Here is a 19,574-nt window from a genome sequence, read left to right as displayed (position 1 = left end):
AAACCCTTACCAATATGGCAAATTCACGAAGGAAATTTTTAAAAAACGTTAGCGGCTCCGTCGCAGCGCTGAGCTTGGCAGGAAATACTTTCGCCCAGGAACAAACCCTCAAAAAAACCTTGCTGCCTGCGGCCAAAGTAGCCGCTGTGGATAAAATCAGAATCGGGCTGATTGGTTCGGGAATTATTGGGTTAATTGATACCGATGCCGCGTTGAAAGTCGACGGCGTGGAGTTGGGAGCTGTGTGCGATTTGTACGACGGAAGATTGGTACGAGCTAAAGAGAAATGGAGCAAAGACCTGTTTGTGACCAAAGATTACCGCGAACTGTTGGCCCGAAAAGACATCGACGCTGTCCTCATCTGTACGCCCGACCACTGGCACCAAAAAATAGCGATTGATGCCATGAATGCTGGTAAGCACGTCTATTGCGAAAAACCTATGGTCAAGCGAATCGAGGAAGGACAGGCCATTATTGATACCCAAAAGAAGACCGGTAAAGTGTTTCAGGTAGGCAGTCAACGGGCCAGCAGCATTGCCATACTGGAAGCTAAAAAATACTTCGAACAGGGCGTCATCGGAGAATTAACCTATGTAGAAGCCTACTGTGACCGAACCGATGCCAAAGGGGCCTGGCAATATTCCATTCCGACCGATGCGTCGCCGCAAACCATTGATTTTGATACCTTTCTGGGCAATGCTCCCAAAATACCTTTCAGTGCGGAGCGTTTTTTTCGGTGGCGTAATTACAAAGAATACGGTACCGGTTCGGCGGGAGATTTGATTGTGCATCTTTTAACGGGACTTCATACCATCACGGGTTCCATCGGACCTACCAAAATTATGGCGTTGGGTGAGGTCAATTATTGGAATGACGGCCGGGATGCCTACGACCTGGTCAACTCCTTTATGACCTATCCCGAAGCCAAAACTCACCCTTCATTTCAATTATACACCCGCGTCAATCTGGCCAGCGGCGAAGGCAAAGGTGGATTTGGTATCAAGCTAATTGGCACGGACGGAGCTATTGACATCGGTTGGAATGACTTTAAAGTAAAAACCCTGAAGCGAAGTGCTGCACCAGGTTTTGGCGGATACGATTCGTTTGACAGCTTTTCGGCGCAACAGAAAGAAGAGTTCAAAAAGTGGTATAAAGACAAATACGGAGATGCCAAGGGCGGTTTTGAGATGGGAAAAACCATTGAGTTTACTCCACCGGCAGGGTATGATGATCGTGTGGATCACATGATCTCGTTTTTCAACGGCATCCGGACCGGTTCACCCATTTTGGAAGATGCCACCTTTGGACTGAGAACGGCAGGGCCTTCCATCGCCTGCAACATCAGTTCGGCTCAAAACAAAGCCCTGAACTGGGACGCTGTAAAAATGAAGCTGAGCTGATTTTTCAATTATTAATTTTCTCCAAAGAGGCTTAGAAATGATGTTTTTAAGCTTCTGATTTTTTACCTATTCATTATGGAAACCACCCCACTGAACAGGCGGAATTTTCTCTCCATTCTGCCGGCTATTTCATTTACTTCATTAGCAAAGACCTCAGCCGTAGCTACTTTTCCCATTGCCTGCAACGATTACAATTGGATTACTTTTTATAAACGGGAAAACAAAGTGTGGGGAGGCGAAGCTTTGGAGCAAAATATAGCGGAGGTTGCCCGGACCGGTATCAAGGCTTTTGAGCCTAATATAGCCGATAAAGCTATGGCACTTAACTACATAGCCGCTTTAAAAAAACACGTGATTGCCATGCCTTCTATTTACGTAGGCAGTATCCTGCACGACACGGAGGAAATTGAAAAGTCAATTACTAAGATTTTGGAAATTGCCGATACAGTAAAAACCTACGGTACCAAAATCATTGTGACCAATCCCAACCCCATAAAGTGGGGGGCAAATCAACTGAAAAGTGATGCACAATTAGAAATGCAGGCCGCAGCCATAGAACGGTTAGGAAGTGAACTGCGAAAAAAAGGGTTGACGTTGGCCTATCACACACACGACATAGAATTGAAAGCAGGGGCCCGGGAGTTTCATCATATTTTGCTGAATACCACTCCAGAAAACGTCTCTTTTTGTTTTGACGTGCACTGGGTCTATCGCGGCACCGAAAATTCGCAGGCCGCCGTTTTTGACGTACTGAAATTATACGGAAAAAGAGTTGTGGAACTGCATATTCGTCAGTCGGTCAACGGTGTTTGGGCCGAAACGTTTACGGCAGAGGGAGATATTGATTATCGTCGACTGGTGCGCGAACTTTCGGCTTTGAAGATTCGTCCGCACGTGGTGATCGAACAATGCCTGGAAGCAAAATCACCCAATACCCTCAATGCGGTCGAGGCGCATACGAAAGATTTGGAAGTCGTAAAAGAGACGTTCAAGGCGTTGCTTTAGCGAGCTTGAAAGCACTGGATTTAGGGTTTGTGTAAAAGAGGTAATTTCACCGCTCAAAATAAAGTAGAGTTCTTAACGGGAAATTCTGCCATTAACGTGTTTTAGTAGAGGTATATTTGGAGAAACAACGAGGTTTAAATCAATGCATCCATGAATATGGCAAAGAAAAGCGTCTTTTTTATTGGGATAGTGTACTTGGTTTTCCTTTCTAATGCACTCCGTTCTCAGCCCCTTCAAAATTCGTTGCCCAAAGAACTGAAAATTCTGTTCATCGGCAACAGCTACACTTACGGCAACGACCTGCCCGAAATACTGGCTCAACTCATGAACGGCAAGGGAATAAAAGTCAGCTATGAATCAGTTACCGTTGGCGGGGCAACGCTGGAAAAACATTGGTTGGACGGGAAAGCAAAAGGAGCGATTCACAAACAGACCTGGGATTATGTGGTGTTGCAGGAACAAAGTACGCGACCGTTTAGCCATCGTGAAGCTTTTTTTCATTACGCAAAGCTGTTTACGGAAGAAATAGAAGCAGCCAAAGCCAAGCCGCTGTTCTACATGACATGGGCCGCCAAAGCAAATCCCGACGAACAGCCCAAACTTTCGGAAGCGTATCGAACCATTGCCAAAGAAACGGGCAGCTTAGTGGCACCTGTGGGCGAAGCCTGGAAACAGGCCGGTTTGGTAGGAATAGATTTGTTCATCTCCGACGGAAGACACCCCAATTTATTCGGAAGCTATTTGGCCTGTTGTGTTATTTATCAAACGCTGTCGGGAAAAAGTGCATTGGAATTGCCGCGTCAATTACTGAAAGATGGGCAACCCAGTGCCGTCCTTTCGGAATCGCAGGCAGAAACTTTACAGCGAATGGCCGATGAAATAATGCTTAAATAATTGCTGAAACCCGAGACTTTTAATATTTTTAAATGTTATGAAACAGCTAATTACCACGCTTGTTTTTGTATTTTGCCTAACCGCCCGAACAGTACTGCTTTTGCTACTTTGGCGGCAAAGTAAGGATACCGTACAATGTCTTCGGAATAACAGCAAACATCCTCAACGGTGTAGCTTTTTTCGGTCAGGTATTTCACCAATGCCACTTTAAGGGCATAGCCGCCGTGGTCATTTCCGATGTAGATTTTTGGTTTTTCCATGGTGTTTTATAATAACTGTTAGGAAACGATTATCGGCAATACTTCTGCTCTTCGCTCATTATAGGCATGAATCAAAGGCAATAGAAACTCCGCTGATTGTCGGGCGGCAGTATCGGGGTCAGGCTTTGGAAGGATTTCAACCGAGACCCACCCGTCATAGTGGGCTTGAAAAAGGCTATTCATGATTTTGGGGAAGTCTAAATGCCCCTGCCCGGGTGCTAAACGATTGGAGTCAGCGAAATGAATGTACTTCACAAAATCAATATGTTATGCCAATTCGGGGCCTATGGTTCGGTCTTCAATATTCATGTGGAATACATCCGGCATGAGTTTCATGTTGGGCCGATTGACTTTTTTCATTAACTCAACGCCCCCTCGACGTTATTGATAAAGTCAATTTCATACCCTCGGCGGGAGAGCGTCGGATGATGCCGGCGTTGTTGACCAAAATATCAATAGGGCCTATATGGGTTTCAATTTCATGTATCGCCTCTTTCACACTTTCGGCATTTGTTACGTCAAACAATGCGCCTATTGCGTCGATTCTCAATGATTTCAATTCCTGAATACATTGAGTTAGCTTTTCGGAATTACGGGCATTAATGACCAACGATGCACCAGCTTCTCCCAACCCTTTGGCAATGGAAAAACCGATTCCCTGCGTCCCTCCGGTAATCAATGCCCTTTTGCCTGATAGATTGAATAAAGATAATGACATACTTTTTACTAAAATAATACAAGACTTTGTTGGATACAAAGGTATAATCCGCGATAAAGAAGAAGTGGAAGAGTTTTAGCGAACACTTAAACTATTTTAGCAAGTTTAGTCGGAAAGTTAGAGGATAGGGGTTAACTTGTATTTATTAGTGGGCTATTTTCTCCAAAATCATTGCTCCAATTGTGGTTACTTCACGAACAATTTTTGAAACCGTAATTTGCACCGATTGCCACGCCCCCGAAATATAGACCATTTTTGCTTATCTCTCTACCCTTCATTATTAGCTACTACAACTTAGTATACCGCATGATTACCCATTACCTTTTCAAATTGTAGAAATGTTGAGTAGCCCTCGGTAGTTTCGATTATTTTGGAGTCTCCTTTGAGTTTTTTACTTAAAATCTTTACCAGATTCAATCCAAAAGCGGTTCCATTATTTAATTCTGGTGCTTTGGCAGAGCCAATACCATTGTCTTTTACTTGAAGGCAGAGTTTGTCATTTTCCTCACAAAACGAAAGTTCAATCTCGCCTGTTCGCCCCTCGGGAAAAGCATATTTTAGGGAATTGGTTAATAATTCATTAACAATCAGGCCAATAATCATTGCGGTGTCTACGTCTAAATAAATTGGATCCAACTTATAGTTAATCGTGACTTGCTCAGTGGTAAGCAAACCAAATGAATCCAATAACGAAATACCCAGGTTTTTGAGATAATCGTTCATATCCACTGTTCCTGGATTGATTCCCATGTATAATTTTTGGTGAATAAGTCCCATCGCTTCTACGCGGTTTTCGCTTTCTCTTATTGCTTCCAATGCGGCTTTATCTTTTATGTATTTACTTTGTAGATGTAATAAACTTGAAAGAACTTGAAGGTTGTTTTTCACACGATGGTGAATCTCCCTAATCAAATATTCCTTTTCTTTATTGCGTTGGCGTAAGGTGCGAATGAGCCTAAATAGCATCAGACCACCAATAATCATCAAACCAAGAAAAGAAGATAAAGTCCAAAGTTTTATTCGGTCCTCTGATAATTGCTTATTTTGTAATGCAATTTGAGTCTCCTTTTGTTCTGATTCGTATTGCGTCTTTAAACTTGAAAATTGAAAATTTTTCTGAGCATTCAGTAAACTGTCACCGATAAACGATGCTTTCTTCTGAAAATAAAAGGCTGAATCGTACTTTTTTAGTTGACCATAGGTATCAGCTAGTAGTTTATAATTATCTACAGCCTGTTGGGAGCGAAATGTTTTTTTTAATAGCTTTTCATTTTCAATTAAATATGGCAGAGCTTCCCGATATTTTCTCATCATATTGTATATATGTCCAATACTGCCAGTAATAGAGGCGGTAAGCCAATAAATTCTGCTATTTTGGGCTATTCGGAGGCTCTCTTTATAATCAGCAAGGGCGGCTATATATTGTCGTTTTTTTTTGTAAACGTTGGCTCTACTATTCAATGAGAGCGCAATATCTGTGTCGTAGTTAAAAAGACGCCTAATGTTTAGACTTTCATTAAGAAATGTCAATGCTTTTTGAGAGTTACCAGACAGCAGCCAAGCATCCCCCAGAATTTGGGCCGACGTGGAGAGGTCTCTTAAAATATTTGATTGTTTTTGCTCATCGTATGCTTTTTGTGCATAATTGATTGCTTCTTCAGATTTATTCTGTGAAAAAAAAACGGAAGCTAAATCCGAATTAGCTTTTGCAATTCCAATGGGGTCATTGAGTTTTTGATAAATTGTAAGCGCCCGAAATCCGTAAAGTAACGCTTTGTCAAAATTGCCCAAATAATTGTATACCCAACAGATTCTACCAAAAGTTTTGGCTTCCCATTTTAAATTGTTTTGCTTCTGAAATGCGTATAAAGCTCGATTGTAGTAATAAAGAGCTGAGTCGGGTTGATTTAAATTTGCCCCGACATTTCCTAGATTAAACTCAATTTTGGGAATCCACTCTTGGTGATTATTTTCCTTTGCAATATGGTAAGATAGGTGAAAAATTCTTTTAGCGCTTCCTATATCAGTGTTGTTAATAGATTCTGCTAATGTATATAATTTTCTGATTTTTAGGAGAGTATTGTTCAATAACAAAATCTTTTTCTCAGAACTTTCGGGAAGTGTATTTTGTGAAAATGCCGAAAAACTAAACAAAAAAGCCAGAGTTTTGAGTAAAGTTTTTTTCATTATTGAAATGAAATTAAGAAATCTTCTTTAAACGTCCCATGATTTCTTCTCGGGCGGATTTGCTAACTGGAATTTGGTGCTTACCAATGTAGAGGGAAAGGTCACCAATTTGCTCAACATGGTTCAAATTAACAATAAATGAACGATGTACCCTCAAAAATTCAGATAGATTGCTCAGGGTTTCACTAAATTTACCTAAGGTTTGTAAAATTTGAATCTCTTTCGTCCGAGTAAAAACTTTACAATAATAATCGTTGGCTTCGACCCATTGGATGTCCTGAAAAAATAATCGTTCCATACCGTTTTTTACTTTGACAAAAAGCCGATCTTGAAGAACGTAGGCACTTTCATTTTCAGCAACATCAACCATTTTTTTTGTTTTTACGGCTGATTGAATGATGGCTAATTCAATTGCATGTTTTAAATCTCGACCACGATAAGGTTTGGAAAGAAAAGCCGCTGGTGCAGTGGTTTTTGCTTTTGAAAAGGTAATTTCATCAGAATTACCCGTCAAAAAAATGATTGGAAACTGAACTTTTTTTGAAATCTGTCTTACTGTTTCAATCCCATCCCATTTTCCCGACAACTGCACATCCATGATAATTAAATCTGGAGAAGATTGTTGGAGATATTCATAAGCTTCCTCACCATTATCGAAAAGTCCAATCACTTCGTAGCCCATCTCCTCAAGGCGGTCTTGGAGGTCTGCTCCGATAATGGCATCATCTTCAACAATAACGATTTGAATTGCATCCATAATTTACTTAAAAGGAAGTTTTGAGGAAAAAGGTCAATATCATTAGTGTATTAAATAAGGGTCTAATTAAGCCATTTTAGGACTAAAAATCATTTTTTTGTGTACGAAAGGGCTAAAAATTATATGCCAATCGTAGTTTTTTATTATACGAAAAAAAAGCAGCCTCTGAAACTAACCCTAAAAGGGGGCGTTTCGAGGCTGCTTTTTAAGCAGTTTATTCGTTTAATAAACGAAATTTTCTCCTTAGTTGCCGTTATACTGAATCGTCAAGACGGTAATATCATCAAATTGTGAGTTTTCACCGATAAAGTCTTTCAAGTGCTGGCGAATGGAGTTGTTGATGTCTTGGGGCAACGGTGCATTAACAAAAGGTGTTAAAACTTCTTCTGCTCTATGGGTGCCGAAGCGGTCGCCTGCCGTATTATTGGCATCGGTTACACCATCTGTATACATAAAAAGGGTGTCGCCAGGGTTTAAAGTCAACACTTGTTTTTTATAGTTGTAGCTCGGGTCGATACCAAGTGCCATACCCGTTGTTTTTACCACCGGTTCAACTCCCTTATCTTTTCGTAAAATGAAAGGTGGCTCATGGCCTGCATCAACGTATTCAACGACGCCTGTCTGTAAATCTAAAATGCCAATAAAGGCAGTTACAAACATAAAAGAGTCGTTGTCTTCCGATAAGAATGCGTTAACTTCTTTTACTTCATCGGCGATATCTTCATAGTTACGGTGTAAAAAATGGGTTTTGAAAATGGCTTTTGTAATGGCCATAAACATACACGCTGGCACTCCTTTATCAGATACATCTCCGATGATAAAGAAAAGGTGATTTTCGTCAATCAAGAAGAAATCGAATAAATCTCCACCTACCGATTTGGCTGGTTCGAGAAAGCCGTGCAAATCTAGGTCTTTTCGATTGGGGAAAGGTGGAAAAATCTTAGGCAACATTGATTGTTGAATATCCCTGGCAATGAGCAAATCATTCTGAATCGAGACCAATTGGTCTCGCTCCTTCTCATGCTGTATCACCATTTCGATGTACCCGGCGGTTTTGTCAATGGTAATGTCTAAGTCATCAAAATTGATGGGTTTTGTTATAAAATCAAACGCTCCAAGGTTCATGGCCCGCCGGATATTGTCCATATCACCATGAGCCGAAACCATCACCGCTTTTATCCTTGATTTTTTTATTTGGTTGAGGTGCGACAAAAAAGTCAGCCCGTCCATTTCGGGCATGTTGATATCCGAAAGCACAATGTCGATGTCGGAATGTTCAGTTAACGCTTCGAGGGCTTCAACGCCATTGTGTACAAAAATGAATTCGTATCTTTTTTCACGAATTTGTTTTCTGAATCGAGTTTGGATGAGCATTTCCATATCTAATTCGTCATCCATACTTAGTATCTTGATTGCCATTGTCTTGGTAATTTGAGGTGAGTTTTAACGTTTTAACTGATTGGTTAGGTTATAATGGGTTATAATGCACTTAAATATATTATAATGTTAAAGGAATTTGAAGAGTAAATTCAGTAAATTTACCTGCCTCAGAGTCAACACTCACCGTGCCTCGGTGCATAATATTTACAATATCACGGCTCAGTGCTAGCCCTAATCCAGTGCCTTTACCAACGGGTTTAGTGGTAAAAAAAGGTGTAAATAGTTTTTCTTTAATTGAATCTGGAATTCCTATGCCGTTGTCCCTGATTTTTATCTCAACCATATCACTCAGCCGTTTTGAAGTGACGATGATTTGGGGCGCGTATCCTTCAATCTGCAGTTTGAGTTTTTCATTGATGGCGTAGCAGGCATTATTAACCAAATTAAGGATCACCCTACTAATCTCGGTAGCGGAGATTTTTACCATTTTTACGGTGGTATCCAGTTGAAAAACCAACGATACATTGAACGACCTATCCTCTCCGCGGGTGCCTTGATAGGCGAGTTTTGTAAATTCTTCTAACAAAACGTTTAAATCAACGGGATCAAATTGGGGGTCCTTGCTTTCGCTTCTTGTTTGCGCTAACATACTTTGGATAATTCGGGTAATTCGGGCCCCGTTTTCTCCGATTTTCTGGTTAAGACCAGTTAGTTGGTCAAGCAAAAAAAGCAAATCTTCCTCCTCTTCGGTGAGTTGAACATCCTTACGATTGTCAAAAATCTCTTTTATTTCTTTGACTAATTCAATGGAGAGTTTTGAGAAGTTATTTACAAAATTTAGGGGATTTTGAATTTCGTGCAGAATTCCTGCCGTTAACTGACCAATTTCGGCCAATTTATTCATTTGTTTGTACCGCTCTTTAAGTGCCTCAATGTCATGCTCAGATTGGTGATTTTCTTGGTGTTCTAATTCACCCTTTTTTTCAGACTCAATCGTTTTATTGTCATTTTCCATATATCCTTTTGGTTAAAAGAGGCTTAGTTGAGCGTTGGTAACGTGATAATTACTTCGGTAAACTCCCCCTCTTTGGAAGTGAGTTCTATTCTCCCTTTATGGAGTTCAATGATGTCTTTGGTCATAAAAAGGCCCAATCCAGTACCTTTTGAAGTTGGTTTGGTGGTAAAGAAAGGGCTAAAAATTAGATTTAAATCACGTTGTGGGATTCCTTTTCCATTGTCGCGGATTCTTAACTGAATTTCACCGTTGATTAGTTTCGTTGTTAATTTAATTTGGGGTGAAAAATTTTTATTGAGTTTACTTTTTTCCGACACCGTGTAAAGGGCATTATCAATGATGTTGGAAAGAACATCCCCAAACTCAGGCGGGAGAATGCGGGTTTTTAGCGATTGGTTTTCTAGGTCAATGAGCAATTCACCGTTAAAATCCCTGTTCTTTTGGGTAAAGTCGTGAAAAATGACTTTTGCTCTGCTCTCAATAAAATAATTTAAATCTGTTTCAAAAAACTCACGGGATTTTTCTTTGAGCAATTTCTGCATGTCCTTGACAATACGCGTTGTACTGTTTCCATGGTCATAAATTTTGGTAATGCTATTTTTGAGTAACGTCAGCGAATCTTCAAATTCTTCTTGTAAATCCTGATTGATACCCGCTTTGTTCTTTTCGAGCAGCTCATTGAGTTCATCAATCAAAATGGTTGAAGATTCAGAAAAGTTGTTTATATAATTCAACGGATTCAAAATTCGGTCAACAATTCCTTTGGTCAATTGACCCACCGAGGCCAGACGTTCCTGTCGAATCAACTCTTCTTGGGTATTCTTAAGGTTGCTCAGGGTCTTTTCGAGGTCTTCCAGAATGCGGGTTTTGATGTAAGCCGCAATCAGGTGTTCCTTTAAGTTTTTAATCATGTTGAAATCTCGTTGGTCAAACGCGTTTGCGCGGACGGAGTTTTCGAGCGTGATAAAACCTTCAATATGATTATCCACTTTGATAACGATGGCAATCATGGATTTAGGAGTCACCAAAGAATCAATGGGGTTATTCAGTTTTTCATAGGTAATGTCATTCTTAAAATAAATATCTTCGTAGACTTCTATGGCTTCGTAAATATAGCGATTTTCGGCTTCTTCAAGGCTTAATTGAACCGATTCTACCGTCGATAGTTCATTGAAGCCATAAAGCGCTTTGAATTGATAGCCGTTGGTTTCTTTATTAAAAATCAAAGCACTGGCACAGTCCATGTTACGAATGATTTTCAAACGGTTTAAGACGGTTTGAAACAAATTCGCGAAGTTGATTTCTGTATTGATGGCCTGAACGATAAAGTCAATTTTTTCGAGTTGATCATTTTTGGTAGTAAGCTCTTCTGATTGTTGTTCCAACTCAACTTTTTGGGTCACCACTTCCTCCGTACGCTCACGAATGAGGTTTTCAAGTTCCAATTTTTCACGAACCAATACCCGCAAACGCCAACGTACGGAGTTGTAAATAAGCGCTCCAATCAGCAAAATGTAGGCGGCAATAGCCCACCATTTAAGATACATTGGCGTTGCTATCGAAAATTCGACGATGGCTTCATCACTTTGTTTTCCGTAAATATTGCGGGCTCTTACCCTAAATTTATAGTTTCCTGGCGGAAGGTTGGTATATTCCTTTTGAGATTGTGTAGTCCATTCTGACCACACTTTATCAAAGTTTTCGAGGTAGTATTGAAAGCTCAATACTTCGTTAACATTAAAACTCGGGGCTGAAAATTCAAATTCTATGTTATTATTATTGGGCTCTAAACGAATTTTCGGCACCGACAGATTATCAGTAATGGCTGTTGAATCGGTAGGATAACCGTTGAATAGCGCTTGTTCGCCTTTGACCGTCACTTTTCGAATCAATGCTGGAAACGACCTTTGGTATTCTTGACTGAGGTTTAAATCAAACCGAATCAAACCCTCAGATCCTCCAAACCAAATTATGTTTGATTGGTCTGGATAAATAACGTTAAATGGTATATCTGAAATCGGCAAAAATGGGGTATTAGTGGCCTGATAAGGCTTGTTGGGTTGGCCTGTTGGTAGATAAGAAGTTATCAATTTTTCGTCGCCACGGGTGGTCCATATTTTTCCACTTCGCTCTTCCAAAATTTTTCCGTTCCAATATACAGTTGCTGCACTATCGGTTTGGAAAAGATTAAAAGGTTCGAATTTGTCTTTTTGCGACTGAAACCGAAAAATTCCCTTTTGATTATAAGCAATAAGTCCTTTGGAGGTGTTGGTGATACGATTGTACGATAAGGGCGGCAAACCATCTTGGGCGGAGTACTTTTTTTCCTCGTTGGTTTGAACGTTGATTTTTATGACGCCGTCAGATAGGGTTTCAAGCCACAGATTCCCTTTTTCATCTTCGGTTATGCCTACTATTTGCTCATTGGTTTTACCAACAAGTCGGAAGTTTCGTCCACCGCCTGCTAGGTTCAACATTCCTAACCCATTTTGCTGCCCCACAAAAACCACGGAGGGATTTATTTTAGAAACGTAGACGCACAGTGAATAAAAAGGAGTAAGTTGTTGACTACCACGTTCTGAAACTAAAAATAAGCCTCTGTTGGTAGCTGCTAAAAGTCCATTAGAGGCCACAGCCAAGTCAAAACAACCTGCATTGAGGGTAGCTACGGGCTTGACGTTAAAATTGTCGATGTAAAAAAGGCCGTTGAGAGTGGCAGCATATAGGCGTCCATTGGCCCGTACTACGGCTTTTACTTCGCCCTTCAGGTTACTAAATTCATTGAATTTTTCAATGGGAGAGTCTACTTCAATTTGTACAATACCGTTATTAAGCGCTAACCATAATGCACCGTCACGGTTGGTAAACATGGCATTAACGAGCATGTTTTGCAGGTAGTCATTGTCTTTAATTTGGTTGATAATTTGACCATTTTTAGAAATAATAACGATTCCTGCATTTAAGGTTCCAATGGCAAATTGACCATTTCTTAGTACAGTTCCAGAGGTAGTTTGATTGGTAATTAATTGGCTATTGGCTTCACAATCAAAAACTTTGATGGTATTTTGGGATAATTTAAATAAACCTTGACTGCTCGTAAGCAACAGGAATTCATTGTTTTCTAATGGAAATACCGCGGTTAGATCAAAAAGAGTAGGGGTGATAGCGGTTTTGGGGATCGGAACCAAGTTTTGGCCCTCTAAATACTGAGGCCCTCCGTTTTTTAGAAATAAGATAATTTTTTGATTTTCATAAAACGAAGACAGAATGGTACCCTTAACTCTAAATTCTTTGAGTCCTTTGGAGGTGAGCAAAAAAACGTATTCTTGTGAGATAAAATATACCCCCGCCTTTGTTTGAAATATATTCAGGATTTGCCCAAAGGAAGTTTTAATGGCTTTGCTTAAACTTTCAAAATAGAGCGTTCCGGTGCTATCAGGTTTTAAATAGCCAAACTCACCTTTTCCACCCACAAACACCCGTCCGAATTCACTTACACACAGGGCCGAAACCTTTGTGATGTTTTGGGTAGGAATGGTTCGCCACGAAACGCCGTCGTACTCAAGCACTCCCGCAAAATTTCCGAAATACATCAAACCCCGTTTATCTTGCGCAATGGCGAAGTTTTGACCGTGGGCATTGTATTGTTTCGGATTAAACATTCTGCTGAGGGGTATTCCCTTTTCAGTAGCCTGTTTGTTGTATTGTCCCCACACTCCACCTCCCCACAGTAACAAAAGCCACATGGTCATTCCACGGGCAAAAACAGCTATTTGGCGTAAACTGTTTGGTAGTTGATAGGTTGACAATAAGTTTTTCATTGATTCTTTTATACTGGACGGTTTAGGCTGTTTCCAAAGCAACATCCTCTTTGTAAGCAGTATTTTCGGCAATAAGATTATAAACTAAATAGGGGTCCAAAAGAAAAATAGTGCTGTCTTTCAGGGTATTAACTGAGTGTAGATACACCTTGGGTGGAGGTTCGGGTTCGCGAAACCAATACCCACCTTCGTTTATCCATTGCTGATTACCGTCGGTTTCAATTAATTCAATTTCACCGTCATATACAAACAACAATGGTGGGCCCGCCGTACAATACCGATCCATGAGAATGGTTTCGTAGGAGGTTAATTGAAGTTTTTGCAGTGAAATGGTCACTGGTAAGAGCGAATCGGCGGGCAATTTTTTTAATAAATCTATGGACCGAATGGCATTGAGTTTATTGATTAATAAATCTTCCCTATTAAACCCATGTTCAATTTTTTTGCAAAGGTCAGACCGATGGCAGTTGGGTAAAAAAGCGGCTGTTTCCTTAAATTCTTCAAATGCAGTAGGGTATAACTGGTGCAACACATAAAGGGCAGTTTCAACAATCACTTCACTGTTTGAGTGTGCACAAGAGATTAAAATGTATTGATTTTGGGAGTTTGGAAAATGCAATAAGCTTTGAATTGCCGAGGCTTTTAATTCACTCGAAAGCTGCGCAAAATCCCGGTTTATAATGTCAAGCACGCGCTCCTCGGGCGATAAGCGTTGCTGTGGATAATTTTCGCGACATTTTTGTAGTTTTTCTTCAATCGACTCATCTTCAAAAATAGGGGCCAATTTTACGCGAAGTTCTTCTGAAAGGGCCATCGAAAAGACTTCCTGAACAAAGCCTTGTGTGGTTTCATTTTTATTTTCGTATAAGTCCTTAATTAAGTTAAAATCTTGGTCTACAATCAAAATATTGAGCAGATTGAATAGTTTAGGGGCTGTTTGTCTGGTTTCTTCTTCCAACGAACGGAGTAGCGGAGCTAATTCGGGCATTCGCTCAATATCGGCTTGGGCGGCAATTAGCCAAACCACAAAGGCTGCCTTTTCGTCAATTTCAGCGTTGATGTGGGTGCGTTCGAGCACCGTTGCGGTATAACGATTCTGATTAAGCGCCTCAAAAACCCGGTCTCTGATGTGGGGGTCGGGGTGGTTCATTTTGGCTCTCAAAAAACGCGTTGAAGATAGGCTATCAATTTTTTCAACTATACTGATAATTTCTTTTTGGGTTGCCCGGTCGTTTTCAGAGCGGTTAAAAAAACGTTCTAATTCTCCCATGACAGGGTCGCCGATGGAAGCTAGAGCGGTTTTTGTGGGGAGCTTAAAGTAGTTTGACGTGATATTATTCAACAAATGGGGCCATAATTCCATTTTTCGGATGTTTCCAGCGGCCAGCAGAGCTGCCCTTTTTACGCGAGGGTTGGGGTCCTGCATCAGGGCATCAATATATTTGAAGGCATAATACCGTCCTGAGTTTTCAAGAAGGGCCACCGACTCAAGCCGTTCTTCGGGCAACGGAGAGTTTGCCATTTTGATGACATCATCGAAATCCGTTTTTTTGCCCGTATACTCCACTGGCATAAATGTTTCTGTGTTTTTTTTATCGCTTGTATTTTTACGTTGTGCTGATTCTTTCAATAAATTTTTCAACACATTCCGGTAAAGAGTTTGGGTACTGAACGCAACCCATAACCATACAATTAGAATACCCACAAAAATGTAGGAAAGATAAATGGTGTCGATAAACGTAAAATAGGTCAGACCTAAAAGTAGTACTCCAGCTACAATATTTCCTCCTGCTTTGGGGCCTCCTTCAATCCGGCTTTGTAGTTCAAGCCTTTCTTCAGGATGTATGGGTTGGAAAAGCAATTGGTAGGAAGGGTCACTGATAGATTTTCTAACCGTACTCATTGCAAAACGGCTCATGACGATAAACGCAAAAAAGACGTAGGTAGTACCATAAAAGGTTCCATAAACGGCGGCAAACGCATAAAAGATGGTCAGTACCAAGGGCAATACAATCAAGCCAAGTTTTAAACCGTATTTTTCAATAAAGCGTCCGTATAGTAAGGTTTTGATTAACAGCTCAATAATAGCGCAAAGGCCAAAAAATAACCCCAAAAAGCCAGTTAATAATTCTTTGTCGGGAAATACCTTTTTGGATTCAACGGCAAAAATAAATTCGACATAAAACAACCCCATTACGGGGAACAACGCCAACATAAATACCGCTGTATAATACGGGGTTTTGAAAAAATAATTGAAGGTTTTTTGTTTCGGTTTTTCTTTTTCGCGCGAGAAAATGGAAAGTTCTGATTCGTATTTCTTAGAAATCGTTACCATCAAAACCAAACAAAAGACCAGTGTGCCAATCGATAAATACAACAATCCGTTGGTATCAGTAAACTGCAATAGCAGCGGAACGGATAAATAACTAAGGATGGATGATACTACGTCTCCTGTGGTAATAAAGCTAACGAGCCGCTTGGCTTGTTGAATATTAAAAATGCGAGAGACAATGGCCCAAAATGAAATTCCATTGACAAAAACAAAGACGCGGTTCCAGATAAACAGAAAAAAGTAAATCCATTTGTTGCCCGTAATGAAGTGGCCAATGAGCAGTCCTGAAACGGAAATAATCAAGAAAACAATCAAAAACAGAGCGATTTTTGAAAAGTATACGCGTTCTTGAATTTTAGAAACAATGTATCCCAAAGCATAAACGATGATGCCACTCGCGATGTACGCTTTTGGCAGCATGGTCCGGTCAAAACTATTGAGAAACAAAGACATCGTTGCGGTATAAAAAATAGCAACGGACACACCCATAAAAAAAGAGTAACGCATGAAAGGATTGACAACCTTGAGGTCGCCTTCTTTCAAGTTCATCAGGTGATATAGTCGCTCTTTTTTTAACATAATCAAGTAAAATATAAATGGACTAAAGGTCTAGCTTCATCAGGAAAAAAGGCCTTTCGGGCATTTCGGGGATATTTTCAAGTTGAGAAATTAAATTAAAACCTAATTTCTGTAAATGCACAAGTCGGGACAATTGAGGAAAAGCAATCATTATTTTTGAACCCGCTTTTGCCGCTAACTTTATGCGCTCATTGTCCAGAATTCTAGCAAAACCCCGACCCCGAAACGCGGGGTCGACCACCAAACGGTTGATGGAAGCAATGGGGCTTTTTTGAAAAAGCGGACGATGTTCGTCGTGCAAAAAATCTGCGTAAGGAACCTCCTCGATGCACTCATGAAAACTTAAACGTGCCGCTGCCACAATGACTTTTTCTTTGGTAATAATCCAATGGTGCGCGTTTTTATCTAAAGAATCAATCCACACTTCCTGTGAAAAAAAAGTGGGATTTATGCCATTCTCATTTCGCCAAGCCCTAATTCTGAACCGACCTATTTCTTCCATTCGTTCTGGAAAATAGCCCTCATGAATTTCAAACCCGTCGGGCAATGACTTTATTTTGTTTCTTTCCATTACTAAAAAGTCAAAAAAATCGGGTAAAGTGTTCATTATGAATCATTTTATTTCAAATAATATACCCATTGAAATATTTCGTTTTTCTTGCGGAAAACGCGAAGCTCCCACAATATTGTCGGCTTCTCTGATTCCAGGGACAAAATATTCTTTGTTTAGTAGATTATAACTTGTTACCTGCAACGATACCCCTTTGATGACGTCGTGGTAAGTCAGCGCACCATCCATGATAAAATAAGGGTCGAAGAGTTGGATGGGGTTTCGGCTGCCAGAAGTTCCAGCTCCAGTTTTACGGGCACCCACATAATGAGAGGTGATGTTTAGCCTCAGACTTTTTGTGAATTGATAGTTTGCCCCAATATTGAATGAAAAATCGGCAATATCGCTGATGCGTAAATTTGAGGTTAAGTCGAGTGGGTTGGTGTAGGTAAAATTGCTCCACACGTTGAGTTTCTCCCATTGATAGTTTACTTCGGCCTGGAGCCCCCAAATCCGCTGACGACCAATGCCCTGAAATTGATTGGTTTTGGTTCCGTTTTCCAATACTACCGAGGCCAAACCCACCGCATTACTGTAGTTGGCGCGGTAGGCAGCAACTGTAATATTGAGGTCTTTGATGGGTTTGTAATAAAGGCTGAATTCCATGTTTCTCACTTTTTCTGGTTGGAGCGTGGGGTTATTCAGCCGCCGTTCGGCGGTGGTGCCGTATTTTTGAAGATATGAAGCATCCTTAAAGGCTTCTGCATATATAGCCTTTAAGATAAAGCTCCCCTTGCTATAAATGGCTGATAATCTAGGGTTTGCTACCATGCCGTACCCGCCGTTGTTTCTAACGCGGTTGTTGTCAACCCGCAAACCACCTACTAAACTGAGCGATTCGGAATAACGATATGTGGCTTGGGCGTAGATGCCTATATCAAAAACCCGAAAGTTGTTGCCACCCCGAAGTGTATCGGCTGGAAAACCCTGTTCTTCGGGATTACCAGTACCAGAGGTAACATAATTGCCCTGAATAATACTGTTTCGATACTCTACCCCGCCGTTGACGTCGAGGTTGAGCAAAGGACTCCAGAGCGCCCGAAATTCGTTGCGAAACTGGTTGGAAACGCGGTAATTGTAAGTAGTGGAGAAAGTAGGTCCAGTACCTGCTGCTAAGTCGGCGATACCCAGACGGGCGTTGTAATAACCGCGGTATGAAGGCAAATTTGTTCCTCCGTCTATTTCATGAAGGCGGTAGGATGAAAGGTTGATAATCTGGAATTTATCATTTATTACCTTGTTGTAAGTCACGGCAAAACTTCGATAATAAGTTATCCACCGACCTAAGTCGGCGGTATTGATTCGGGATAAATTTGTATACCAAGGTACAGCCCCTTCGTCGGTTTTCCAGTTGGTGATGGCAATGGTTAATTCTTTAAATTCAATTTTGGTTTTCATGTACCAGTTCTTAGAATAATCGTTGAACTGGACGGGTTTATCCAAGGCATTTCCGTTAAAAAGTCGGTTATCTAGCTCAGCGGCTTTTTCGGCTCCTTTCGGAGTAAGTCGGAGTGCGCTAGGTACACCGTTTGTGAATTCAACGTTGAACAAATCAGAGTTTGGAAATTTGGTCAATAGTTGGGTACTGTTGATGTAATTGAGCGCGTCGGTGCCTGTTTTGTCGAGTCGTGTGCCATAGGCGGCGGGGTTACGGGCGTCGTAATTCCATTCAGGGTATTTCGACAAATTCATTTCGTTGGACTCAAAAAACCTACCCGTAACCGAAATGGCCACGTCTTTGGTTTTGACTGCTACAGTTCCGTCAGCATATCGGGTTTTCCAAGTTCCTGACTTTATTTGGCCATTAAACCGTACTTTGTTGTTGCCGTCGATAATCTCGCGGTATTTTTTAGTAATGATATTTATTACCCCCATGAAAGCGTTGTTTCCGTATAAAGTAGAAGCGGGCCCGTACACTACCTCCACCCGGTCTATGTCGGAAAGCGTATACTGGCGCGAAATGGGGATATTGTCTGAGGCCAAATCGTTTTCTTCCACCCCGTCAATGAGCATCAGCATACGGTCGTTGGAAGTAGAACGGTAGCCCCGCGTGTAGAAATTTGAATAGCCTGGGCCGTTGCCTTTAGCAATGTCGAATCCTGATAAATCGTGCAGAAGTTGTTCTAAGTTTTGATAACCTCGTCTTACAAAATCTTTCTCAGTAATAACAATTACTGTTGCGGGTACTTTCAATACGTTTTCAGCCCTTTTAGATACAGATGTAATTTGTATAATGCGTTCCTGCGAATCTTTGATACGTTGAAACATATCTTTGAATTGGGGTGATGCAGCAAAATCAGGGTCAAAATTGGGGTTAATAGCCAACAAACTCTGAATGGATTCAGCAGCTCTAGCGCTTGAGTCCATTGCCAAATGCGCCATGGCCAGTATTTTATAGGCTTGAACCTTGGCCGTTGGCGAAAAATCGGTTTTTAGACAAGGCAAAAGGATTTGGAAGACTTCGTCAAAGTTGCCCGTGGTGTACTTTTTTTCGGCCTCAGGAATGCTCACCGTTTCGTCACAAATCTGTCCCATTGAGCACGTTGCCTGTAAGCATGCCCCAACCAAAATTCCCCATTTTATCAGTTGTATAATTTTCATCATTGTACAGGTCAT

General features: G+C 40.9%; 14 protein-coding genes. 3 read left to right on the top strand and 11 right to left on the bottom strand.

Annotated features, from left to right (window positions below; translation table 11 throughout):
* Positions 1-14: 14 nt before the first annotated feature.
* From GVN20_RS21565 to GVN20_RS21555, 3 genes are all read left to right on the top strand, one after another.
* Positions 15-1,400: a Gfo/Idh/MocA family protein gene (locus GVN20_RS21565; protein WP_166560343.1), complete on the top strand. Its 1,386-nt coding sequence runs from the start codon at positions 15-17 to the stop codon at positions 1,398-1,400.
* 75 nt (positions 1,401-1,475) lie between these two features.
* Positions 1,476-2,405, top strand: a complete 930-nt coding sequence (locus GVN20_RS21560; RefSeq protein ID WP_166560342.1) for a sugar phosphate isomerase/epimerase — start codon at positions 1,476-1,478, stop codon at positions 2,403-2,405.
* Positions 2,406-2,561: 156 nt separating this feature from the next.
* Positions 2,562-3,299 (top strand): DUF4886 domain-containing protein, encoded by a 738-nt coding sequence (locus GVN20_RS21555; protein WP_166560341.1) that lies wholly within the window; start codon positions 2,562-2,564, stop codon positions 3,297-3,299.
* Between the two features lie 50 nt (positions 3,300-3,349).
* On the opposite strand, the gene GVN20_RS21550 is transcribed toward GVN20_RS21555, so the two are convergent.
* The 11 genes from GVN20_RS21550 to GVN20_RS21500 form a co-directional block, all read right to left on the bottom strand.
* Complete coding sequence (locus tag GVN20_RS21550) at positions 3,350-3,559, bottom strand: RpiB/LacA/LacB family sugar-phosphate isomerase (RefSeq protein WP_166560340.1); 210 nt, start codon at positions 3,557-3,559, stop codon at positions 3,350-3,352.
* A gap of 18 nt (positions 3,560-3,577) precedes the next feature.
* A complete protein-coding gene (locus GVN20_RS21545; RefSeq protein WP_166560339.1) occupies positions 3,578-3,814 on the bottom strand; it encodes a TIM barrel protein in 237 nt (78 codons plus the stop codon).
* A 109-nt stretch (positions 3,815-3,923) separates the two neighbouring features.
* Positions 3,924-4,277 (bottom strand): SDR family NAD(P)-dependent oxidoreductase, encoded by a 354-nt coding sequence (locus GVN20_RS21540; protein ID WP_166560338.1) that lies wholly within the window; start codon positions 4,275-4,277, stop codon positions 3,924-3,926.
* Positions 4,278-4,571: 294 nt separating this feature from the next.
* Positions 4,572-6,464, bottom strand: coding sequence for a histidine kinase dimerization/phosphoacceptor domain -containing protein (locus GVN20_RS21535; RefSeq protein WP_166560337.1), 1,893 nt, complete (start codon positions 6,462-6,464; stop codon positions 4,572-4,574).
* Positions 6,465-6,477: 13 nt separating this feature from the next.
* Positions 6,478-7,221: a LytTR family DNA-binding domain-containing protein gene (locus GVN20_RS21530; protein ID WP_166560336.1), complete on the bottom strand. Its 744-nt coding sequence runs from the start codon at positions 7,219-7,221 to the stop codon at positions 6,478-6,480.
* A gap of 243 nt (positions 7,222-7,464) precedes the next feature.
* On the bottom strand, positions 7,465-8,640 hold the full coding sequence (locus tag GVN20_RS21525; protein ID WP_166560335.1) for a PP2C family protein-serine/threonine phosphatase: 1,176 nt from the start codon (positions 8,638-8,640) through the stop codon (positions 7,465-7,467).
* 79 nt (positions 8,641-8,719) lie between these two features.
* On the bottom strand, positions 8,720-9,616 hold the full coding sequence (locus GVN20_RS21520) for a sensor histidine kinase (RefSeq protein WP_166560334.1): 897 nt from the start codon (positions 9,614-9,616) through the stop codon (positions 8,720-8,722).
* A 23-nt stretch (positions 9,617-9,639) separates the two neighbouring features.
* Positions 9,640-13,437, bottom strand: a complete 3,798-nt coding sequence (locus GVN20_RS21515) for a sensor histidine kinase (protein ID WP_166560333.1) — start codon at positions 13,435-13,437, stop codon at positions 9,640-9,642.
* A gap of 22 nt (positions 13,438-13,459) precedes the next feature.
* On the bottom strand, positions 13,460-16,348 hold the full coding sequence (locus GVN20_RS21510) for an MFS transporter (RefSeq protein WP_166560332.1): 2,889 nt from the start codon (positions 16,346-16,348) through the stop codon (positions 13,460-13,462).
* Positions 16,349-16,370: 22 nt separating this feature from the next.
* Positions 16,371-16,919, bottom strand: coding sequence for a GNAT family N-acetyltransferase (locus GVN20_RS21505; protein WP_206023339.1), 549 nt, complete (start codon positions 16,917-16,919; stop codon positions 16,371-16,373).
* A 42-nt stretch (positions 16,920-16,961) separates the two neighbouring features.
* Positions 16,962-19,562, bottom strand: coding sequence for a TonB-dependent siderophore receptor (locus GVN20_RS21500; RefSeq protein WP_166560330.1), 2,601 nt, complete (start codon positions 19,560-19,562; stop codon positions 16,962-16,964).
* Positions 19,563-19,574 lie beyond the last annotated feature (12 nt).

It is taken from the genome of Runella sp. CRIBMP, from assembly GCF_009905605.1.
GTDB lineage: Bacteria > Bacteroidota > Bacteroidia > Cytophagales > Spirosomataceae > Runella.
Note: the sequence above shows the minus strand (reverse complement) of the source record. Positions and strands in the feature narration are given on the sequence as shown.

Bases quoted from the DNA above. Each gene is read 5' to 3' on its own strand.
- GVN20_RS21530 (WP_166560336.1), bottom strand. From the start codon at position 7,221: ATGGATGCAATTCAAATCGTTATTGTTGAAGATGATGCCATTATCGGA.
- GVN20_RS21510 (WP_166560332.1), bottom strand. From the start codon at position 16,348: ATGTTAAAAAAAGAGCGACTATATCACCTGATGAACTTGAAAGAAGGC.
- GVN20_RS21565 (WP_166560343.1), top strand. From the start codon at position 15: ATGGCAAATTCACGAAGGAAATTTTTAAAAAACGTTAGCGGCTCCGTC.
- GVN20_RS21500 (WP_166560330.1), bottom strand. From the start codon at position 19,562: ATGATGAAAATTATACAACTGATAAAATGGGGAATTTTGGTTGGGGCA.
- GVN20_RS21515 (WP_166560333.1), bottom strand. From the start codon at position 13,437: ATGAAAAACTTATTGTCAACCTATCAACTACCAAACAGTTTACGCCAA.
- GVN20_RS21535 (WP_166560337.1), bottom strand. From the start codon at position 6,464: ATGAAAAAAACTTTACTCAAAACTCTGGCTTTTTTGTTTAGTTTTTCG.
- GVN20_RS21555 (WP_166560341.1), top strand. From the start codon at position 2,562: ATGGCAAAGAAAAGCGTCTTTTTTATTGGGATAGTGTACTTGGTTTTC.
- GVN20_RS21505 (WP_206023339.1), bottom strand. From the start codon at position 16,919: ATGGAAAGAAACAAAATAAAGTCATTGCCCGACGGGTTTGAAATTCAT.
- GVN20_RS21560 (WP_166560342.1), top strand. From the start codon at position 1,476: ATGGAAACCACCCCACTGAACAGGCGGAATTTTCTCTCCATTCTGCCG.
- GVN20_RS21520 (WP_166560334.1), bottom strand. From the start codon at position 9,616: ATGGAAAATGACAATAAAACGATTGAGTCTGAAAAAAAGGGTGAATTA.
- GVN20_RS21540 (WP_166560338.1), bottom strand. From the start codon at position 4,277: ATGTCATTATCTTTATTCAATCTATCAGGCAAAAGGGCATTGATTACC.
- GVN20_RS21525 (WP_166560335.1), bottom strand. From the start codon at position 8,640: ATGGCAATCAAGATACTAAGTATGGATGACGAATTAGATATGGAAATG.
- GVN20_RS21550 (WP_166560340.1), bottom strand. From the start codon at position 3,559: ATGGAAAAACCAAAAATCTACATCGGAAATGACCACGGCGGCTATGCC.